Below are 19,978 nucleotides of genomic sequence, written 5' to 3' on the forward strand. Positions count from 1 at the left end.
CATAAAAATTTAAAAATAAAGATTTGCGCCATCAAGCTTACATCTTGGATTTATCGACATATCAAGAGGCTTTGTGAAGCATTTATTTTTATATTTACAAACTCCTGCGCGTGCTATCATAGCAGCATTATCACTACAAAACTTAAGCGGAGCAAACATTAAATTTGAGCCGAATTTCTCGCAAATTTGCTCCAAATTTGACCTCAAAACTTGATTTGCACTTCCTCCGCCTATAGCACCGAAGTTTTTAAATTTATACTCACTAAAAATCTTTTCTAACTTATCTGTTATGTGAGAAATAGCAGTATACTGAAAACTTGAAGCTATATCGCTTTTGTCTTGAAGACTCAAACTCTCAAATTTAGAAATCTGCGTTCTAACTTGATTTTTAAGCCCCGAAAAACTGTATTCCAACCTTTTATCATGTTTTAATGGAACCGTAAAATTAAATCGATTCTTATCTCCGCTCAAAGCTAATTTTTCTATAATGGCTCCGCCCGGATATCCTAAATCCATCATTTTAGCTACTTTATCAAAACTCTCTCCGAAACTATCGTCGCTAGTTGTGGCTATCAACTTTATGTAACCGCTTTCATCGATATTTAAAACCATAGTATGTCCACCGCTCACCAAAAGTACACCAAGGGGCAAAACAACATTTTTATCTAAAAACAGAGAGTAGATATGACCTATGAGATGATTTACTCCTATTAACGGAATACCTAAAGCCAAGCTTAAAGCTCTTGCCGCACTCACGCCACTTATCAAACTCACGCTAAGTCCAGGCTCGTTTGTAACAGCAACGGCTTTTATGGATGTAAAAAATTCCTTTACATCTTCTATTAAATTTGGAATAGCGGCGGTATGAAGCCTAGCGGCAAGTTCTGGAACTACGCCTCCGAATTTAGAATGCTCGTTTTCTTGAGTAATTTTTTTATATTTTTTTAACTCAAAGTTATCTATATCCATAAGAGCTATGGAGCTATCATCGCAACTGCTTTCTATACCTAAGATCATAGTCCGGCCACATCTACAAATGTAAAAGCCTCTAAAGACGCGAATTCTACTAAAAACATACCTATAAATTTATCTTGCTCGCCGTCTTTTTGCTCATATAACTCAACTCTAAAAGTTTTTCCTTTTTTATCTATTGAATAGTTTCTTTTGATATTTTTTTTATGTATAGAAATACTTGACTCATCTATAGGTTGACTTCCGTATCCTATAAAATTTACTCTAATTCCATCTTGTTTGATGATTTTTACACTATTTTCTACATTTATTTTTGAGCCTAAACTTATCTCTCTAGTCTCATTGCCGTCTATCTCGACTCCAACTTTATTTATACTGCTTGAATACTTAAAATACTCGGGTACTAATTTTGTTAAAACTCTATTTCCATAATGCACGCTATAGCCATCTTTATCTTTGACAAGAGCAGTTAGAGGATTGCTCGCGTTGTACTCAAGCGCGATATTTTTAGGTATAGGAACGTAGCCTATTCTAGCTCTTGGATGATCTAAACTTAAGAAAAATTTATTATCAAATAAAACTATCTCGATCTCCTTTTCTATAGCGTTTTTAACCCCTCTTGGAGTAAGATCAAAATTTCTCTCAAACTCGATTCCGGCGACTTTTAAATACTCTTCTATAGCCAAAAGATGATAATAGGCTCTCTCATGGCTAGGCAAAGATTTGCTAGTTTCGTTTGCAAATGCGGCTTTACCTTTTTTAATGGCAAAGTAAGTGAGAGATTTTAGCATCTCTTTATCGCCTTTTGCAGTTTGCGTATTTCTAATATAATATTTATGCTGATCTTTAAGAGCTTTTTCATTGATTTTAGATACAACTCTAGAGGCGATCTCTTCTAAATTCCCGTATGGTACGCCGTCTAAACTAACTTGATCTATAATAGAGCTATTGCCCCATCTTCTTGGATTTTCCATATCGTTTATATATGTTGGTCTATAAAATCCGCTTCCATCGTGTAAATTTAGTATCAAAGAGACGTTTTGATCTACTATTAAATCTTTTATGCCTTGTACACTTTTTAAATCAGGATCATTACTGCTTATATAATCAAATTTTCTATTCATATCTCCATAAATTCCACGATCTCTTTTTATAATACTAGCGAAATTCAAATTCGGAACTACCCAAACCGAACCTTTTGTAATATTATAATCAGTAGCCAACAAACTAGCTGCCAAAAAACCTCCCGGCTCATCGCCTTGTATACCGCCTATGACAAGAACCGTATTGTTATCGTCATAACCTTTTTTGATAAAAGAATACTCAAGATCCTCTGCTAAAAGAGCATTTAAAAAGCCCAACGCCACAATAAAACTAATTAATCTGTACATGCCACGGTTCAAATCTAACTCCATCTAAATTTTTTTTCGTATATCTTATAGATACGTACTCTAACTCAATAAGCTTTTTAAATTCATCTGTTTTTATAAACTCCTCGGTGAAATTAAGCGCACCAAAACCGTGTTTTCCAACATCAAAATCACCAATACTATGGTAACTATGAGCAGGAGGAGCTAGCGAAAAACTAGCTTTTGATATATTATAACTGCTATTTTTTATCTTATTCATATATAAATACATCTGTTTTGGCACACTTCTTACGCCGCTTGTGAGAAATAGCGTATCTCCAACATCTTTAACAAGTCTAGTATATACATCATAAGGCAATCCTTTAAATAGATAATGACCTGTTCTAGGTATTTTAACGATATCTTTTTTATTTATAGCGCTAGTTAATCTATCGCAAGTTTTCCTACCGTAAAAACCATATTTTTTAGGATCCTCACTAAACATAAAGTCCATAAAATTTATTTGAGCTGTATTAAATGCACCGATTTTTGAATTTCTAGCTATTTTTAATACCTCATCAAAACTAATTATATTAAAATACCCAAATCCTATATGAGACTGCACGGCTTTTAATTTACTAAAAGTACTATCAAAAAGCGACTTATCGTCTATATAAAAATCACTACTACCAAACGCCGTGCTAGGAAACGCACATGCTCCTAAAAGTCCTAAACTATTTTTTATAAATTTACGTCTATCCATATGTTAATATCCATCATATCCATCAAATTTATCTGTTTTTGGAAGCACTAAGTTTAAAATCACGCCCATAATTGCACCAAGCCCTATTCCGCTAAAACTAGCCGCACCGAAATCAAACACCATTCCTCCTATAGCAAAAACTAATATCAAAGATACTATTATCATATTTCTAGGATCTGCCAAATCTACTTTATGCTTGATAAGAGTTTCCATTCCCACGCTTGCTATAATACCGAATAAAAGCACCATTATACCGCCTATAACAGCAGCGGGAATAGTCGCTATAAACGCGCCTAATTTGCCCACAAAAGCCAAAAGTATAGCCGTTATAGCAGTCCAAGTCATAATACCTGGATTAAATGCTTTTGTAAGTCGCACAGCTCCGGTTACTTCTGAATAAGTCGTATTGGGCGGTCCTCCGAAAAATGCAGCTGCAGATGTAGCTAAACCATCTCCTAAAAGCGTATCTTTAAGCCCGGGATCTTTTATAAAATCAGTTTTCGTAACATTTCCTATGGCTAAAATATTTCCTATATGCTCTATGGTGGGAGCTATCGCGACTGGTATCATATAAAGTATCGCATTTAGCTCAAAACTAGGAGCGGTAAAATTTGGCATAGATATCCAACTAGCTTTAGCTATAGGAGAAAAATCGACAACTCCGTAAATAATAGAAACTACGTATCCTACGCTTATTCCTATTATTATAGGTATAAGTCTGAAAATACCTTTAGTAAATATTATCGCAACGATGGTAGATAAAAGTGAAATTCCTGCTATGCTTAAAGCAATTTCATTTGAATAGCTAGCTCCTTTTCCCATAGCCATATCTACCGCACTTGGAGATAGTATCAAACCTATAGTTATGATAACCGGGCCAACTACCACTGGAGGCAAAAGTTTATATATAAATTTTTGACCTTTAAATCTAACTATAAAACTAAGAACTACATAAAATAGTCCGGCAGCAACTATTCCGCCCATAGTGGCTGGTAGTCCCCACTCTTGTATACTAAAAGCTATAGGCGCTATAAAAGCAAAACTCGAAGCTAAAAATATCGGAACTACACGTTTTCTAGTGCAAATTTGAAAAATAAGAGTACCAATACCGGCTGTAAATAGCGCAACATTCACATCAAGTCCGGTTAGGATCGGCATAAGTACGAGAGCGCCAAAAGCTACAAATAAAAATTGTACGCCAAAAAGTGCATCGCTAACTCTGAAATGATAGCCGTCATAAACGCTACTATTTTTCATTTCGATCCTTTACAAAACCATCTAAATTCTTTTGATTTTTATTATCTTTTATTTTACAAATTTCTTCGTACGCAAAGCAGCTCGTTAAATGATCGTTCATCATACCTATAGCTTGCATAAATGAATAAATCGTAGTTGATCCTACAAATTTAAATCCTAATTTTTTTAAATCTTTACTTATCTTATCAGAAAGCGGAGTTGAGACCGGTAAATCTGAGATTTTTTTCCATCGTCCGACAACAGGTTTATAATCAACGTATTCCCATATCATTTCATCAAAGCTTCCTCTAGTTTTTTGAATTTCAAGAAAAATCAAAGAGTTATTAACGGCCGATTCAAGTTTTAATCTATTTCTGATAATTCCTTGATTTTGCATTAGCTCATCAATTTTATTTTTATCAAAAAGTGCTATTTTAGTTGGATCAAAGCCACAAAAAGCTTGTCTATATGCTTCTCTTTTTTTTAAAACCGTGATCCAAGAAAGTCCTGCTTGCATGGTTTCTAAAGTCAGCATTTCAAATAATTTTTTGTCATCATGAACCGGTCGCCCCCACTCATAATCGTGGTAATCGATATATATTTGGCTATCTCCTACCCAACCGCAACGCTCTTTCATCAACATTAAAATCCTTTACAAAACTCTCTGACTTTTTTATCTATCTCAAAAACAGTATCTTCATCGTCTATTTTAACGCTTCCAAATTTATCAAGCGATTTAAAAACAGCTCTATTGATATCTAAAAACGAAATTTCGTTATTTAAAAATTTATATACCATCTCTTCATTTGCCGCATTTATGATAACGCCTAAATCCGGATTATTTAAAACATCTTTTTTTAGAGTAAATATAGGGTATTTTTTTAAATTTATAGTATTGAAACTAATATTTTTTAAGCTTAAAATATCAATAGGTTCTAAGATTTCTTTCTCTTCAAGACCTATTGCATGAGCAATGGCTAGTTTCATATCGGTTCTTGATATATGAGCAGTAGTAGAACCGTCCATAAAACTTATAAGAGCATGAATACAAGATGTACGCTCTATAAAAGCATCTATATCTTTAATACCGTATAAATGATAAGCTTCAAGCACTTCAAATAGCTTGTTTGCCATAGTTGCACTATCTATAGTTATTTTTGCTCCCATGCTCCAATTTGGATGTTTCAGAGCGCTTTTAGCAGTTACAAACTCAAGTTCGTTTATGTGCATATCATAAAATGCGCCACCGCTCGCAGTTATAATCATTTTTTTGACAGCAGGTCTATTTTTAAGCAAAAATTTAAGCCCAAAATGCTCACTATCTATAGGATTAATACTTTTTGTGTCTAAAAATTTACCGCCTGCTACTAAACTCTCTTTATTTGCCAAAGCTAGCTTAAATCCAAGTTTTTGAGAAACTAAACTCGGTCTCAACCCACTAAAACCCACTAATGAGTTGATAACAACGGTAGAACCAAACTCATCATAACAAGCTTCTAAAAATTTATCTATGCCATCTTTGCTAGTAAAAACTCTACTATGCTCCACAAGATTTTTTAATTTATTATCTTCTATATAAACAAATTTAGGATTAAATTTAGAAATTTGGCTATTAAGTTCTTTATAATCTGTTTTACAAGCTAAAGCATCTAGTTTGATACCATACTTCATAGCCAAAAAAGCAACATTTTTTCCTATGCTGCCGCTACTGCCTAATAGTATCATGCAAGTACCAAAAACATAGCAACTACACCAAAAAGATATCCGTCTATTCTATCTAAAACGCCTCCGTGTTCGCCTAAAACAGTGCCGCTATCTTTGAGATCTACGCGCCTTTTTAAGTAACTCTCAAATAAATCTCCAAAAACTCCAAGTACACTCATTAACACCGAACAAAAAATGGCAACGCTATACTCAACATCTACAAATACAAATGCAAAAACAGCCCCCAAAACGCTTCCTAAAATAACTCCGCCTATAACGCCTTCTATAGTTTTATTTGGACTTGAAGCAGAAAAATTGTGCTTACCGAATGCTTTTCCGGTGAAATACGCTCCGCTATCGCTTATCACGATAGTGAAAATCAACCAAAATAAGCAGGCAATTCCATAATTTTGATATAAAGCAAACATCATAAATATAGGAACGCTAGGATATAAAAAAGGTAGTATAAACTTTAAATTTTCAGATTTTGTATATGCCAAAACCGAAGCAACGGCTATTAAATTTAATAAAATAACTTTAAATATATCATTTATTCCGGTTAAAAACGGAAGTATCGAAAAAAATGCCAAAACTATAAAAACAAGACTTTTGTACTCTATCTTAAATAGTTTCAAACTCTCCAAAAAAGCTACGGCTAAAATAAGACCAAATATCAAAAAATTTAGCCAAAATATATCAAGCAGCGCAACAACTAAAAAAACTGCAAATAGCACTAAACCAGTTATGATGCGATTTTTCACTTTATTTCCTTTTTATATGAAATATTAGCGAATTTTAACTAAAAAAGAGCCTAAAATTACTCTATAAATTTAGTTAATTGATTTGGTTTATTTAGCGAATCTAAATATCTGATCTCAAGTTTGCTTGAGATATTTGGAAGATTGCAGGTTAATTCCCATTTTCTTATGATAGAATCAAATGTAGCTCCGCTCGCTTTTAGCTTGCAGCTATTTGTGATATTATTGTTATTATAAATTACTAGCAAACTATTTATATTTTTACCAAAAACATCGGCTTTAAGCACTCTGTTTTCTATACTTTTTATCTCTACTTTATTTATCCCATCGGCTCCAAACGCTGCTAAGACAAGCAGAAAAACAATGATTATCTTCATAAAACTAAACAACGATATCTAGTTTATGTACTTCTTGCGACTCGTCTATTTCTAAATCCTCAGAACCGTTTTCATCTAAATTTTCATCAGAAGTCTCATCTTGTTCGCTAAGCTCTTGATCATTTTTTTTCTTTTGATGCTCATGCTCTGGATCTATTTTATAAGTCTCTTCGGTAGGTCGGATCTCCTCTACTTCTTTTTTCTTTTCGGCTGCATTTTGGGCTGCAATGGCGGACTGAAGCTCGAGTTTTGATTGAAAATCACCTTGCACACTAGCTGCTGCTGGAGTGTTTTGATTAACATAGAGCGTATTTGCTAATGGAGTAATTGCCATTATACTCCTCCTTAATTTTTATGATTTTATCCAAATTTGATAAAATAAAAATAAAATCTTTAAATAGTAATCGGCAAATTTAGGATTATCTATAGATGTAAGTTGATTTAAATTTGAAGTGGCTCCGGATGCTGGATTCGAACCAGCGACCAATCGGTTAACAGCCGACTACTCTACCGCTGAGCTAATCCGGAATAAAAAAGAGTTGAGATTATAACGAAAACTTTTGTATTTGTCAATAATCCAAACAGTATTTTTTAAAAATATTTTTTATTTAGCAGAGGTTTTATTAAATTTTAAAACAAAAACATCGACTACAATATAACAACTTCGCTTTTTAACTCTATTCCAAACTCATCTAAAACCCGTTTTTTAGCTAAATTTATAAGACTCACGGCATCTTCAAAACTTCCTCTGCCGTAATTTATCAAAAAATTTGCATGAATCTCGCTAAATCCGCATCCGCCTATCCTAAAACCTTTTAATCCAACACTTTCAAGTAAAGCTCCGGCGTATTTCCCTTTTGGATTTGTAAAACAAGAGCCAAAACTAGCGCCTTTTGGCTGGTTTGTTCTTTTTGCGTTCAAAAACAAACTCAGCTCATCGCTAAACTCACGCACAATCTCAAAACTAGCTTCGTAAATAACACCTTTGATAGATGAGTGTCGGTAGCTAAAATCGCAATCGTTTTTTAAAATTTGACCGAAATTCGTAGTTACATTTTTTAAATTTTGTGATATTTCATACTCTTTCAGACCGGCATTCATAGTAATCAAGCCGCCCATTGTTCCAGGAATTTTTTTTATAAACTCAAATCCGCCGAGCCTATGCTCTTGAACAAATTTAAAAAGAGTGGAGGTTTTGGTTTTCCCACCTACTTTTAAAATACCGTTTTCAAATTTAATATAATCAAATTTAGAACTTAAAATTCCCATTTTTGGAGGATTGGGCGAGATTAATATATTATTTGCTCCGCCTATCAAAACTCCATCAAAATCACGTATTTTGTCTATTATCTCCACATCGAAAATACCGCCGATTTTCACTGAACTAAGCTTTGAAAAATCTATTTTCATTGGATAAAAGTCGGTATCATATTTAGTATTCTAGCAGTAAATTCTATCATCTGATTCATCATCCACGGCATTAAAAATATGATTATAACGACAACTAAAATGATTTTTGGTACGAAGCTAAGAGTCATCTCGTTTATTTGAGTAGTAGCTTGAAAAATGCTTATTATAAGTCCTGCGATAAGTCCAGCAAGCAGCATCGGCAAACTTATAAGCAAAGCTAGTTTAAACGTTTCTACTCCAAGTCCTATAAGATCACCTTGCATTAAGCGTTTCTGCTTTCTAAATATTCAGTCGGTATGAGATTAGGGCTAGAAGTTATTAAATTTCCATAAAATCCATGTTTATAACCTAGCTCGAAAAGCCTATCGACTGCTTTTATCTGTATTTTACTCATACTTATCGAATTATCGTTTGCGTATAAATTAAGATATATTTCAAGTTTTTTATCATCTACTCTTACCAAATTTCGCTCAAGAAGCATTTTACAAAGTAGTTTTTTATTATTGTTCGCAACCTCAACTGCATTTGTAAGAACTCTTTCACACTCTATAGCGTCGGTTATAGGCAAACTCCTTCTAAGTGCCATTCCCCCAAGAGGAAGTGGCAATGAATCATCTCCTCTAAGCTCACACCAAATATCCCAAATTTCACGCTCCACGCACAGCTCACTACTAAAATCCAAAATACTCTCGTGTATAAGAACTCCGGCATCGACTTCACCGCTTAAAACCGCATTTTCTATATCTAAAAAGTTTTTATAAACAACTCTAGCATTTGGATAAGCTATCTTAAAAATTAGCGCATTTGTAGTATGCTCACCGCTAAGCGCGACTTTGAAATTTGGTTTTAAAGTAACGCCTTTTTTCTTAATTAATTTTGGTCCATATCCCTCTCCAAAACTCACTGCAGTACGTAAAAGAGCGTAATCTTCATATATAAACGGATACAAACCAAAACTTATAGCAGTCACGTCATAAGTCCCTTTTATGGCTTCGTAATTTAGCGTTTGTATATCGGCTGGGGTGTTTGAAAATTGCAAAATATTACTATCAATCCAGCCGAATTTAATAGCTTCATACATAAAAATATCATCGGCATCTGGAGAGTGAGCTACGCTTACATTTTTCAAATTTTTTACCTTTTTTGACTTTTTGTTAGCAGTGTATTCAAATTTAGCTTAATTTTTAATACTTTAGGGTAAAATAACTTAAATTTTTAAGAGGAAAATCATGGATGATAATAAGAAAAAAAGCCTAGACCTTGCTTTAAAGCAGATTGATAAAGCTTTTGGCAAAGGCACTGTTTTAAGGCTAGGAGACAAGGAAATAGAGCCGATAGATTCTATCTCCTCAGGATCGATAGGACTTGATATAGCTCTTGGTATAGGCGGCGTACCAAAAGGAAGAATAGTCGAAATTTATGGGCCAGAAAGCTCTGGTAAAACAACTCTTACTTTGCATTTAATAGCAGAATCTCAAAAAGTCGGCGGAGTTTGCGCGTTTGTAGATGCAGAGCATGCACTTGATGTTAAATATGCTAAAAATTTAGGCGTTGATACGGATAACTTATATATTTCTCAACCGGACTTCGGAGAGCAAGCTCTTGATATAGTAGAAACTCTAGCTAGAAGCGGCGCCGTTGATCTTATAGTAATAGATAGCGTAGCAGCTTTAACACCAAAAAGCGAAATAGAAGGCGATATGGGAGATCAGCACGTAGGGCTGCAAGCAAGACTCATGAGTCAAGCACTTAGAAAATTAACCGGAGTTGTCCATAAAATGGGAACTACAGTTGTATTTATAAACCAAATTCGTATGAAAATCGGCGCTATGGGCTATGGCACTCCTGAAACTACTACTGGCGGAAATGCGCTTAAATTTTACGCTTCAGTTAGACTTGACGTACGTAAAATAGCTACTTTAAAACAGAGCGATGAGCCAATCGGAAACCGCGTAAAAGTAAAAGTAGTAAAAAACAAAGTCGCTCCTCCTTTTAGACAAGCCGAATTTGATATCATGTTTGGAGAAGGTATCAGCAAAGAAGGAGAGATAATAGATTACGGCGTAAAACTTGATATTATCGATAAAAGCGGCGCTTGGTTTAGCTATGATAATTCAAAATTGGGTCAAGGCAGAGAAAACTCAAAAGCGTTTTTAAAAGAAAATAAAGCAATAGCAGATGAAATAACAGAAAAAATCCGTGCAAATATGGGTGATAGCATAATGAGCGGTGCAGTAGATGAAGAAGAAATGGAAGGAGACGAGTAATGGTTATCGTAAAAAAGATTAGTGCTATAGAAGTTTTAGATAGTCGTGGAAATCCAACTATAAAAACCAAAGTAGAGCTATGCGACGGAAGTATAGGAGAAGCTATAGTACCAAGCGGCGCGAGTACTGGAAAACGCGAAGCTTTAGAACTTAGAGATGGCGGAGAAGCATTTGGAGGCAAAGGTGTTTTAAAAGCTATTAAAAATGTAAATTCTATGATAGCTGAAGAGATATGTGGAAAAGACGCCTATAATCAAAAGGCCATCGACGACGCTATGTTAGCGCTTGATGGAACAGATAACTACTCGCGTATCGGCGCAAACGCGGTTCTTGGAGTATCTATGGCAGTAGCAAGAGCTGCTGCAAATAGCTTAAACATTCCGTTATATCGCTACCTTGGAGGAGCAAATGCCTGCACGCTACCCGTGCCTATGTTTAATATTATAAACGGTGGCGCTCACGCAAATAATAGCGTTGATTTTCAAGAATTTATGATAATGCCCTTTGGATTTTCTAAATTTAGTGACGCTCTAAGAGCTGCAACCGAAGTATATCAAACATTAAAAAAGATATTAAACGATCTTGGACACAGCACTGCAGTAGGTGACGAAGGTGGATTTGCGCCAAATTTAAAAGACAACGAAGAGCCTATAAAAATTATTATGGAAGCTATAAAAAAAGCGGGCTACAAACCAGGCGAACAGATAAAACTAGCACTTGATGTTGCTTCAAGTGAACTTTATGATGGTAAAACTTATCAAATTGAAGGTAAAAAGCTAACAAGTGAAGAGTTGGTTGATAGATATGTGAAGCTTTGCGATAAATACCCTATATTCTCCATTGAGGACGGACTTAGTGAAGACGACTGGGATGGTTGGAAAATTCTGAGTGAAAAACTAGGTGATAAAATACAGCTAGTAGGGGATGATCTATTTGTAACAAATGAAAAAATCCTAAAAGAAGGTATAGAAAAAGGTATAGCAAACGCTATTCTTATAAAACCAAACCAAATCGGTTCGATAAGTCAAACTATGCAAACAGTTCGTCTAGCTCAAAGAAACGGTTATCGCTGCGTTATGAGTCATAGAAGCGGTGAAAGTGAAGATAGTTTTATAGCTGATTTTGCCGTTGCGTTAAACACGGGTGAGATAAAAACCGGCGCCACGAGCAGAAGCGAAAGAAACGCAAAATATAATCGCCTTCTTGAGATAGAGCTTGAAACGAGTGAGTTTTTAGGGGATAAAATTTGAGTGAAATTTTAGAAGAGTATAAATCGCCAAAAAGTCATAGAGTTAACTCTTTTAAAAATTTTTTTGTATATTTTGTAGCCATCTCTTTTGTAGTGATGGCTGGAGTTTATGTTGGAAATGCGTTATTTGGTAAGCGATCTTTAGATGTTATGCTAGATCTTTACAATCAAAAAGCAAGCTTGCAAAGTGACGTACAAAAACTCCAAGAAGCAAACTCAGCTTTGCAAAAAGAGTATTTCGAGCTTATAGGATTAGATCCTGATAGCTATAAATAAACACGCGAGTATAATGATGAAACAAATTTTAATCTTACTAGTTTTTATATCGTTCTTGAATGGACGTGAAAATCCGTTTGTTCCTACAGATATAAACAGTACCGACTTGATCTCTACAAATATGAAAGATAGCGCTCCGCCTTTTGAAACCCAGATAATTAAATTTCCGAGCGATGCAAGAGAACTTACGTCTATAGTTTTTTATTATAAAAGTATTGATGGGAGCATAAAACAAAAAGTAGTTGATATAAATGGTAGCTTTGACTGGCACGATGAGTTTGTACTCAAAAATCAAATAACGCCGAATAAAACCGCTTCAAAAATCTTAGACGTATCCGTAACTACGGTAAAAGCGGATAATAATAGCAACCAAAATGATAAACCATCTACTAAAATCTCAAATTTAGTTCCGAAAATAGAGCCTCCTTTAAAAAGCTTGAGTTTTAATGATATGATTAAATTTGATATTTATGCTATGAAGATAAATATATTTACCGCCGATCCTAAAATCAGAGATTTTGTGATAAGCAAACCAGATAAAATTGTAATCGACTTTAAAAGAAAAAATGCGGACTTTAACACAAAAACTATAAAAGTCGACAAAGGCGCTGTTAAAAAACTTACGTTTGGCGCGCATGATGGATATTATAGAGTAGTTATCTCACTAGATGGAAATTACCACTACGGTATCAGACAAAGCGACGGCGGATATACTCTTATACTAAGATAATAAAACGTATTTTGCTATAAAATCAGATAGCTAAAAGCAGCTATCTGATAAAAAATACAAATCCGGCGCCAACTCGGCTCTCATGCTTATCATAGTCTATGAGACTTTGCGCATATCCGTTAAAATACTGTAAATATCCATAAAATCCACTATTAAATATAGGAAATAAAAAGTCAAACTGAAAAAAACCTTTATTTGTCTTATCAAAATGCAAGTTATTTGCTATAGTAGCTATAAATCTCATATTATTTAAATTATAAGATATCTCTATATCTGCATTGCCTTTGTAATTGGTGATATCTGGATTATCGTCTTTATTGTCTTTAATCCTATACCAAACTCTAGGAGCTAAACTAAAATTTCCGTACTCAAAAACCGATCTTAAATAGACTCTATTCCAAGATCTAGAATCTTTACCGCTTTTACCGTTTGAATCGTGTAATATGCCTATTTGGGCAGATTTCAAAGTCTCAAAATTATCAAATTTAAAAGGAAAATCTACAAAGATCTCCGGCTGATAATTACTCTCTCTAAACGGAGAAGACTCTTTTGCTATCTGCCACCAAGATATCTGAGTATATCCAAGATAAAAAGTCTCATCAAGCCCAAATAAATTATCAAACATCGCCTTTTTGAGACTAAGCTGGAACTTTGTTTCGGTATGTTTTCTATCTGAATTTGATATACTAGAATACGTAATAGGAAGAAGATAATTTACCTTATAAGGTTCTAAATGGAAAATATTATAATTGTTTTCTTTATTATTTTCAGCTTTAATTATACGGTTATTTTGACTATATTTTAAGTTTGTCGTCTGAGTAGTTTGCTGCCAAATGCTATGCGTACTATCTTTTTGTAAATTTTGATTTTTATCTAAATTTGAAATATGGTCGGTTCTAGTTTGCTCATTTTCTAAAGCTTTTTGAGCAGCCATTTTATAGTAAATAAGAGCATTTTTACTATCTCCTTTACTCTCAAATTCAATTGCTTTTTTATATAGTTCATTTGCATTGTTTGCATTCAAACTTAAAAAGCTAGCCAAAATAGTTAGCAATTTTCTCATTTTATCAACTCATACTCGGCTTGAGTGTTTAAATTTAAAAACTGCTTTTTATCTTTAAATTCGGTGATAACAGTAGGACAAAGATCCCTTAAAAGTGCGATTTTTTGCATACCGTTTTTCAACAAAGACTGCGCTGCTAGGCTCACTTTAGGATTATAAAATCCACAAAGTCCATGCACAAACTCACCGCCTTTTGGAAGCGATATATCGTTATTTTTTAAATTTAAATACAGCTCTTTTATAGTTTCAAACTTTACAAATGGGGTATCTGCTGCTATGATGAAAACCGGCTCGTTATAGTTTTTATCTAAATTTGCTATGACTTTTAGAGCAGAAAAATCATCAAAATCATCAACCAAAACAGGAAGTTTAGGCTCAAATTTATCATTTTTTGCGCTGATTTTAACATCTTTGAAGATCTTGCTCAAACGCTCAAATAAAAAGTGCGTAATGCTAGGATAATCTTTATAAGCAAGAAGTGTTTTATCGCTTCCCATTCTGCTGCTTTTTCCTCCAGCTAAAATCAGTGCATTTTTCAAGCTTAACTTTCTTATAGCACTCTTGGATCTGCTATCTTACCGGCTATCGCGGAAGCCGCCGCGACTGCGGAGTTTGCAAGATATACTTCACTAGTTCTATCGCCCATTCTGCCTACAAAGTTTCTATTTGTAGTGCTTACGCATCTCTCGCCTGCTCCTAAAATTCCCATATATCCGCCAAGACAAGCTCCGCATGTAGGGTTGCTGACCACGGCTCCTGCTTCTACAAATATATCCATAAGTCCTTCTTTTTGCGCGGCAAGTGCGATTTTTTGCGTAGCCGGAGTGATGATGAGCCTGGTATGCTTAGCCACTCTTTTTCCTTTTAAAATACGTGCTGCTATCCTAAGATCGCTAAGACGCCCGTTCGTACAACTTCCTATGAACACTTGATCTATTTTTAGATCGTCTTTCAAAGCCTCGTTTATGCTTTTTCCATTGCTCGGTAAAAACGGATACGCGATAACAGGATCAAGTTTGCTTACGTCTATGCGTAAAACCTGCTCATAGTTCGCGCCCTCGTCACTGTAGTGAAACTTTGGCTTTGAGCGTAAATTTTTACTTTCTAAAAACTCTTTTGTTATGTCATCTACTGCTATTATACCGCTTTTTCCGCCTGCTTCTATAGCCATATTGCACAAGCTAAAACGGCTATCCATATCAAGATATTTCATAGCATCTCCACAAAACTCTAAAGCTTTGTACAAAGCACCATCAACACCGATTTGACGTATGACTTCAAGTATCAAATCCTTACCATAAATATGCTTAGCGGGTTTTCCTACAAACTCTACTTTTATAGTTGCAGGCACTTTGAACCAGTTTTTACCAGTTATCATAGCGTAAGCAAGGTCCGTACTTCCCATTCCCGTGCTAAACGCTCCAAGAGCGCCGTGCGTACAGGTATGAGAGTCGGCTCCTATAATAACGTCCCCAGGCACTACAAGACCTTTTTCTGGCATCAAAGCGTGTTCGATACCCATATCTTTTTCATCAAAAAAGTTCTTTAGATCATGCTCGTAAGCAAAATCACGGCTGATTTTAGCTTGATTTGCGCTTGCTATATCTTTAGCCGGGATATAATGATCCATTACTATGGCAAAGCCGTCCGGATTTGCTAGTTTTTTTGCTCCGCTCTCTTTGAAAGCCCTGATAGAAATCGGAGTCGTGATATCATTTCCTATAACCATATCAATCTTAGTTTCTACTATTTGTCCTGCATAAACCGCGTGCTGGACGTGTTCGCTAAAAATTTTTTCAGTAATTGTCTGCTTCATGATTTTCCTTAGCTAAATTTGGGTTATTGTAGCAAATTTTTGGTATAATCAGGCTTATGAAATATAAAGTTTTAACACAAATACCTGAGTTTTTATCTAAATTTAAAAAAATAACTAACATAAAAAGAGTTGATGATTGCGCTTTGGAAATAGTATTTGATGGAAATTATCCTCTTGTCTTTGATTTAAATAAAAGCAACTCAAGTATATACAAAACAGATGAAAAAATCGCCGTAAAAGAGTATAAAGCGCCTTTTGATATCACGCTCAAAAAGCGTCTAAACTCAGCAAAAATAGACTTCGTAGAAGCTCTAAAGAATAATAGAATATTAAAAATTAAAACCACGCTAAACGGCTCATATAAGGCTATTAGTTCGATTTTATATCTCGAGTTTACGGGGCGATTTACGAATATCATTTTAACTGATGAAAATGATATCATCTTAGAAGCCTTAAGGCATATGGAAAACGAAAAAAGAACTATAAAAGTTGGCAAAAAATTAACCATACTTGAGCCGTTTGATATAAAAGAAAGTGAGTGTGAGCAGATCACTGATTTTGATGAATACTTTAAAATGGAATTTTTACGTCTAAAAACCAAAAAATTAGATGAGATAAAACAGGTAAAACTTTTAAATTTAGATAAAAAAATTACGAATTTAAATGCAAATTTAAGTGAACTCCCCAGTAAAGAAGAGCTAGAAACTCAAAGTCATAAGCTAAATAAAAACGCAAATCTTATCATTGCAAATCTGTATCTTTTAAACGACTATGAAAGAGAGCTAAAACTTGCTGATGAAAATGGTGCAATTATAAATTTAAAACTCGAAAATAGCCCTAAAAATAGTGCCAATGAGATGTTTAAAGAGAGTAAAAAACTAAAGCAAAAAGCTGCCAATATAAGCTTGCAAGTTCTAAATTTAAAAGAGAAAATAGAGTTTCTAAATAAGCTAAAAAATATCATCTCACTAAGTAAAAGTACCAGTGAAATCAGTATTTTGTCACCTAAAAAATCGCAAACAAAATCAAATGCTAAGCTTAGCGATTTGATAGAGAATTTTTATGTAGGAGAATTTAAAATAAGCGTAGGAAAAAGCGAAAAAGGTAATGAATTTTTGCTTAAAAATGCAAAAAAAGATGACTTTTGGTTTCATCTGAAAGACAGACCCAGCACTCACGTCGTCGTAAAAACAAATAAACGGACATTAAGCGAGGATATCATAAATTTCGCAGCCAAACTCTGCGTTAGTTTTAGCACGACACAAAGCGGAAATTACTTGATAGACTACACAAAAAAGCAAAACGTAAAAGTCGTAAACGGAGCGTTTGTAAATTACGTAAATTACAAAACTATAGGAATACAAATTTAATATTATAGGATATGATTATATCTTTTAAGGAGAAACAGTGGTAAAAGTAGAATTTTTAGGACCTATAAACAAAGAACCTTTAGAGATAAAAGCAGCTAGTCTTGGCGAATTAAAAACTATTCTGAATCAAGATGAAAGTTTAAAAGAGTGGTTAAATTTAAGCGCCGTTGCATTAAATGACGAGATAGTTACAAGTCTTGATACCAAACTAAAAAGCGGAGATAAAATCTGCATTTTACCACCTGTTTGCGGAGGTTAAAATGAACTCTGACATAGAACTTTTTAGCGGTAGCTTAAACGTCACTGAAATAACAAACCGCTGGTATGATAACAGTAAAAATTTAAATTACGGTGCGATCATAACTTTTGTAGGCGTCGTGCGCGATGAAGACGGCATAGACGGTCTTAGTTTTGATATTTATGAACCGCTGCTCAAAAAATGGTTCGATGTGTGGCAAAAGAAGGCGAAAGAAAAAAACACTACCATCTTTATGGCGCACTCAAAAGGCGATGTTCCAAACCATACTTCGAGCTTCATAGCAGGAGTGTTAAGCCCCAAAAGAAAAGCGGCGTTAACTATTATAAATGAGTTTGTAGAAGACTTCAAGGCAAACGCTCCGATATGGAAATATGATTTAAAAAATAAGCAAAGAATCTATGCGAAAGATAGGAGTCAAAAACTAGCCGGAGCAGGGATTTTAAGCTGATTTAAGGAGAAAAGATGAAAAATATATTTTTGATTTGTATGATTTTAGTAGGTTTAACAAGTTTTGCATACGCGAAAAATAGTGTTACAGCGACGTTTATAGGTAAAAATAGCAGTCTTAGCTTAGAGCTTTCTGGTATAAATATAAATTATAATTTCGTAGGAAATCCGGCTATTCCCGACTCAAACTCCGATGGCATACTCTCAAAATACGCTAAAAGTCTATCGTTTTCAGTAAATTCTCAAGAAAGCAACGCAAAAGAGCTGTTAAAACTCATATCAAAAAACGATAAAGTGGATCTTGTCATTAAAACAGAAGTCAATGGAATAAGCAGCACTTATAAGATAAAAGATATCAAAGCTTATGATTTTTCAGCGGCTTACTCAAACTATGAAGATTATGAAAATAACACGACCTCACCTTTATCATCCAACATTTACTTCTCATTTTACTATGAAAATTTAGAGCTTGATGGCGTGAATTTAGTTAAATAATTAAATGTTTATTTATGGGCAAATTCAAAAAATTCGTCCATAATATAATGCATTTTTTAAAACCACATACAACAAGGTCAAAACTAAATTTATAAATTTTTGAATAAAGTCTCTATAAATTTAATATTTTTAAGTTACAATCCATCATCATATTGTTTTATATTTATTTAGATTTAGCACAGCAAGTTAAATTATATAATATAATAAATTTAAAATATAAATTAAATTTAATCTATGAAAGTGCCTAATACAGTTGTTTAATCTTATTTAAAATTTTTATCTAAATTATTAATATACAAATTAAATATTTAAGCTTGCTTTTTTTAAAAAATATTATAATACAATGGAAAATAAATTAATAAAGGAAGAATATGTTATTTGGCAGCAAAAGCATAGCGGGAAAAGTCTCATTTGGAGTATCCATACTTTTTATCATTTTACTTTTAGTTTTAGCGTTTATTAACTACTCAGACTCAAAAGACAACTCAACAAAACTTCTAGTTAGCGAGAGGCAAAAAGTGATTCAAGCTTCTGAAAATCTAATGGACAGTCGTTTTGGAAGCGATATCAATACGATAAATAATCTAAATGACTATATCTCTAAAAACGACTATAGTCAACAAGAAATAGAAGATATATTAAAAATTATTGACAAAACTTCAAATTTTGAACTTCTTTATGTAGGTTATCAAAAAGACGGTATGATGATACGCTCAAACGGCGATAGTGGATTACCTTCTACTGAAAATGGTATGTATGATCCTAGAAATCGCCCATGGTATATAAATGCGGTAAAAGAAAATAGAGTTGTCATCACAGAGCCGTTTATCAGTAAAACAACAGGACAATTTACCATATCTATCTCAAAACCGATATATAAAAATAGCGAACTTATCGGCGTTATAAGCGGACAAGTAGCATTAAATGAAGTAAATAAAAAATTTGCAGAGCTCGGAAACGCTGAGGGAGCCTATGTGCTTCTTATGGATAAAGACGCCAAGATTATCATGCATCCAACAATCGATTATATAGGTAAAACGCTTAGTGCTACAAAAGAAATTCTCAAAAATTACCAAAATAAAAATTTTGATAAATACGGCAGACTTACATATACTCACGAAGACGGATCTTTGAAAATAGGACAATGCGCAACTACTAAATTTGATGGATGGATAATATGCAGCAACGTAGATGCTAAATACTTCCAAAGCAAAGTAGATGCTATATTATACAAACAACTTTTGATTTCGTTTATATTTATTATTATTGCAGCATTTGCGGTTTGGATTTTGGCAAAAAGACTATTACAACCGACACAATCCATAGAAAACGGTCTCAAAGACTTCTTTGACTTCTTAAACCATAAAAATGATAATCCTAAAGCTATAAGCTTAAAATCTAATGATGAGTTTGGAGTTATGGCTAAACTTATAAACG

The 19,978-nt window shown here is 33.9% G+C and carries 24 protein-coding genes and 1 tRNA gene; 9 read left to right on the forward strand and 16 right to left on the reverse strand.

From position 1 onward, the window contains the following. Positions 1–9 precede the first annotated feature (9 nt). The 13 genes from tsaD to RVY88_RS06055 all read right to left on the reverse strand — a co-directional run bounded on the left by tsaD (position 10) and on the right by RVY88_RS06055 (position 9,698). Positions 10–1,017 carry a tRNA (adenosine(37)-N6)-threonylcarbamoyltransferase complex transferase subunit TsaD gene (gene tsaD, locus RVY88_RS05995; protein WP_010401903.1) on the reverse strand — a complete coding sequence of 336 codons (1,008 nt, stop codon included), beginning with the start codon at positions 1,015–1,017 and terminating at the stop codon, positions 10–12. Next, complete coding sequence (locus tag RVY88_RS06000; protein WP_065844616.1) at positions 1,014–2,363, reverse strand: M99 family carboxypeptidase catalytic domain-containing protein; 1,350 nt, start codon at positions 2,361–2,363, stop codon at positions 1,014–1,016. Before RVY88_RS06000 ends, tsaD begins: the two co-directional genes overlap by 4 nt. Next, complete coding sequence (locus RVY88_RS06005) at positions 2,347–3,084, reverse strand: M15 family metallopeptidase (protein WP_011731740.1); 738 nt, start codon at positions 3,082–3,084, stop codon at positions 2,347–2,349. Before RVY88_RS06005 ends, RVY88_RS06000 begins: the two co-directional genes overlap by 17 nt. A 3-nt stretch (positions 3,085–3,087) precedes the next feature. After that, positions 3,088–4,341, reverse strand: a complete 1,254-nt coding sequence (locus RVY88_RS06010) for a uracil-xanthine permease family protein (RefSeq protein WP_002848243.1) — start codon at positions 4,339–4,341, stop codon at positions 3,088–3,090. Continuing rightward, the gene (locus tag RVY88_RS06015) at positions 4,331–4,963 is read right to left on the reverse strand and encodes a DNA-3-methyladenine glycosylase I (protein ID WP_011731738.1); all 633 of its coding nucleotides are present in this window, start codon (positions 4,961–4,963) and stop codon (positions 4,331–4,333) included. The genes RVY88_RS06010 and RVY88_RS06015 overlap by 11 nt, the downstream gene beginning before the upstream one ends. Beyond that, entirely contained in the window at positions 4,963–6,045 is a 1,083-nt protein-coding gene (locus RVY88_RS06020) for a 1-deoxy-D-xylulose-5-phosphate reductoisomerase (RefSeq protein WP_002848238.1), read from the reverse strand. The genes RVY88_RS06015 and RVY88_RS06020 overlap by 1 nt, the downstream gene beginning before the upstream one ends. Then, complete coding sequence (locus RVY88_RS06025) at positions 6,042–6,785, reverse strand: phosphatidate cytidylyltransferase (RefSeq protein WP_002848237.1); 744 nt, start codon at positions 6,783–6,785, stop codon at positions 6,042–6,044. The genes RVY88_RS06020 and RVY88_RS06025 overlap by 4 nt, the downstream gene beginning before the upstream one ends. A 56-nt stretch (positions 6,786–6,841) precedes the next feature. Further along, on the reverse strand, positions 6,842–7,159 hold the full coding sequence (locus RVY88_RS06030; RefSeq protein WP_002848236.1) for a hypothetical protein: 318 nt from the start codon (positions 7,157–7,159) through the stop codon (positions 6,842–6,844). A gap of 4 nt (positions 7,160–7,163) precedes the next feature. After that, positions 7,164–7,493: a hypothetical protein gene (locus tag RVY88_RS06035; protein WP_010396050.1), complete on the reverse strand. Its 330-nt coding sequence runs from the start codon at positions 7,491–7,493 to the stop codon at positions 7,164–7,166. 119 nt (positions 7,494–7,612) lie between these two features. Beyond that, a tRNA-Asn gene (locus tag RVY88_RS06040) sits at positions 7,613–7,687 on the reverse strand. Positions 7,688–7,807: 120 nt separating this feature from the next. Beyond that, a complete protein-coding gene (locus tag RVY88_RS06045) occupies positions 7,808–8,569 on the reverse strand; it encodes a UDP-N-acetylmuramate dehydrogenase (protein ID WP_002848234.1) in 762 nt (253 codons plus the stop codon). Then, entirely contained in the window at positions 8,566–8,832 is a 267-nt protein-coding gene (gene fliQ, locus RVY88_RS06050; protein WP_002848233.1) for a flagellar biosynthesis protein FliQ, read from the reverse strand. The genes RVY88_RS06045 and fliQ overlap by 4 nt, the downstream gene beginning before the upstream one ends. Next, a complete protein-coding gene (locus tag RVY88_RS06055; protein WP_002848231.1) occupies positions 8,832–9,698 on the reverse strand; it encodes a menaquinone biosynthesis family protein in 867 nt (288 codons plus the stop codon). The genes fliQ and RVY88_RS06055 overlap by 1 nt, the downstream gene beginning before the upstream one ends. Before the next feature lie 100 nt (positions 9,699–9,798). Here RVY88_RS06055 and recA point away from each other — a divergent pair, with 100 nt between their 5' ends. Genes recA through RVY88_RS06075 form a run of 4 tightly spaced genes read left to right on the forward strand, consistent with a single transcriptional unit; the run spans position 9,799 to position 13,091 of the window. Continuing rightward, the gene (recA, locus tag RVY88_RS06060; RefSeq protein ID WP_002848230.1) at positions 9,799–10,836 is read left to right on the forward strand and encodes a recombinase RecA; all 1,038 of its coding nucleotides are present in this window, start codon (positions 9,799–9,801) and stop codon (positions 10,834–10,836) included. Continuing rightward, the gene (eno, locus tag RVY88_RS06065) at positions 10,836–12,086 is read left to right on the forward strand and encodes a phosphopyruvate hydratase (protein WP_162167405.1); all 1,251 of its coding nucleotides are present in this window, start codon (positions 10,836–10,838) and stop codon (positions 12,084–12,086) included. Before recA ends, eno begins: the two co-directional genes overlap by 1 nt. Next, entirely contained in the window at positions 12,083–12,361 is a 279-nt protein-coding gene (locus tag RVY88_RS06070; RefSeq protein WP_144685867.1) for a hypothetical protein, read from the forward strand. The genes eno and RVY88_RS06070 overlap by 4 nt, the downstream gene beginning before the upstream one ends. Positions 12,362–12,377: 16 nt before the next feature. Beyond that, on the forward strand, positions 12,378–13,091 hold the full coding sequence (locus RVY88_RS06075) for an AMIN domain-containing protein (RefSeq protein WP_002848219.1): 714 nt from the start codon (positions 12,378–12,380) through the stop codon (positions 13,089–13,091). A gap of 40 nt (positions 13,092–13,131) precedes the next feature. On the opposite strand, the gene RVY88_RS06080 is transcribed toward RVY88_RS06075, so the two are convergent. The 3 genes from RVY88_RS06080 to leuC are packed head-to-tail and all read right to left on the reverse strand — an operon-like array spanning position 13,132 to position 15,970. Continuing rightward, positions 13,132–14,154, reverse strand: coding sequence for a phospholipase A (locus RVY88_RS06080; protein ID WP_011731735.1), 1,023 nt, complete (start codon positions 14,152–14,154; stop codon positions 13,132–13,134). Continuing rightward, positions 14,151–14,693: an NTP transferase domain-containing protein gene (locus RVY88_RS06085; protein ID WP_002848217.1), complete on the reverse strand. Its 543-nt coding sequence runs from the start codon at positions 14,691–14,693 to the stop codon at positions 14,151–14,153. Before RVY88_RS06085 ends, RVY88_RS06080 begins: the two co-directional genes overlap by 4 nt. 11 nt (positions 14,694–14,704) lie before the next feature. After that, positions 14,705–15,970 carry a 3-isopropylmalate dehydratase large subunit gene (gene leuC / locus RVY88_RS06090; RefSeq protein WP_002848215.1) on the reverse strand — a complete coding sequence of 422 codons (1,266 nt, stop codon included), beginning with the start codon at positions 15,968–15,970 and terminating at the stop codon, positions 14,705–14,707. Between the two features lie 56 nt (positions 15,971–16,026). Between leuC and RVY88_RS06095 the strand changes: the two genes are divergently transcribed. The 5 genes from RVY88_RS06095 to RVY88_RS06115 form a co-directional block, all read left to right on the forward strand. Further along, entirely contained in the window at positions 16,027–17,340 is a 1,314-nt protein-coding gene (locus RVY88_RS06095; protein ID WP_162167406.1) for an NFACT RNA binding domain-containing protein, read from the forward strand. Positions 17,341–17,377: 37 nt separating this feature from the next. Further along, positions 17,378–17,599: a MoaD/ThiS family protein gene (locus tag RVY88_RS06100; RefSeq protein WP_011731733.1), complete on the forward strand. Its 222-nt coding sequence runs from the start codon at positions 17,378–17,380 to the stop codon at positions 17,597–17,599. Between the two features lies 1 nt (position 17,600). After that, entirely contained in the window at positions 17,601–18,047 is a 447-nt protein-coding gene (locus RVY88_RS06105; RefSeq protein ID WP_002848209.1) for a molybdopterin synthase catalytic subunit, read from the forward strand. Between the two features lie 14 nt (positions 18,048–18,061). Next, complete coding sequence (locus RVY88_RS06110; protein WP_002848208.1) at positions 18,062–18,541, forward strand: hypothetical protein; 480 nt, start codon at positions 18,062–18,064, stop codon at positions 18,539–18,541. Positions 18,542–18,912: 371 nt separating this feature from the next. After that, positions 18,913–19,978, forward strand: a 1,066-nt coding sequence (locus tag RVY88_RS06115) for a cache domain-containing protein (RefSeq protein ID WP_317051276.1), incomplete at its 3' end; no start/stop codon positions are given.

This window comes from Campylobacter sp. TJR-1 (genome assembly GCF_032840035.1).
Lineage (GTDB): Bacteria > Campylobacterota > Campylobacteria > Campylobacterales > Campylobacteraceae > Campylobacter > Campylobacter fetus.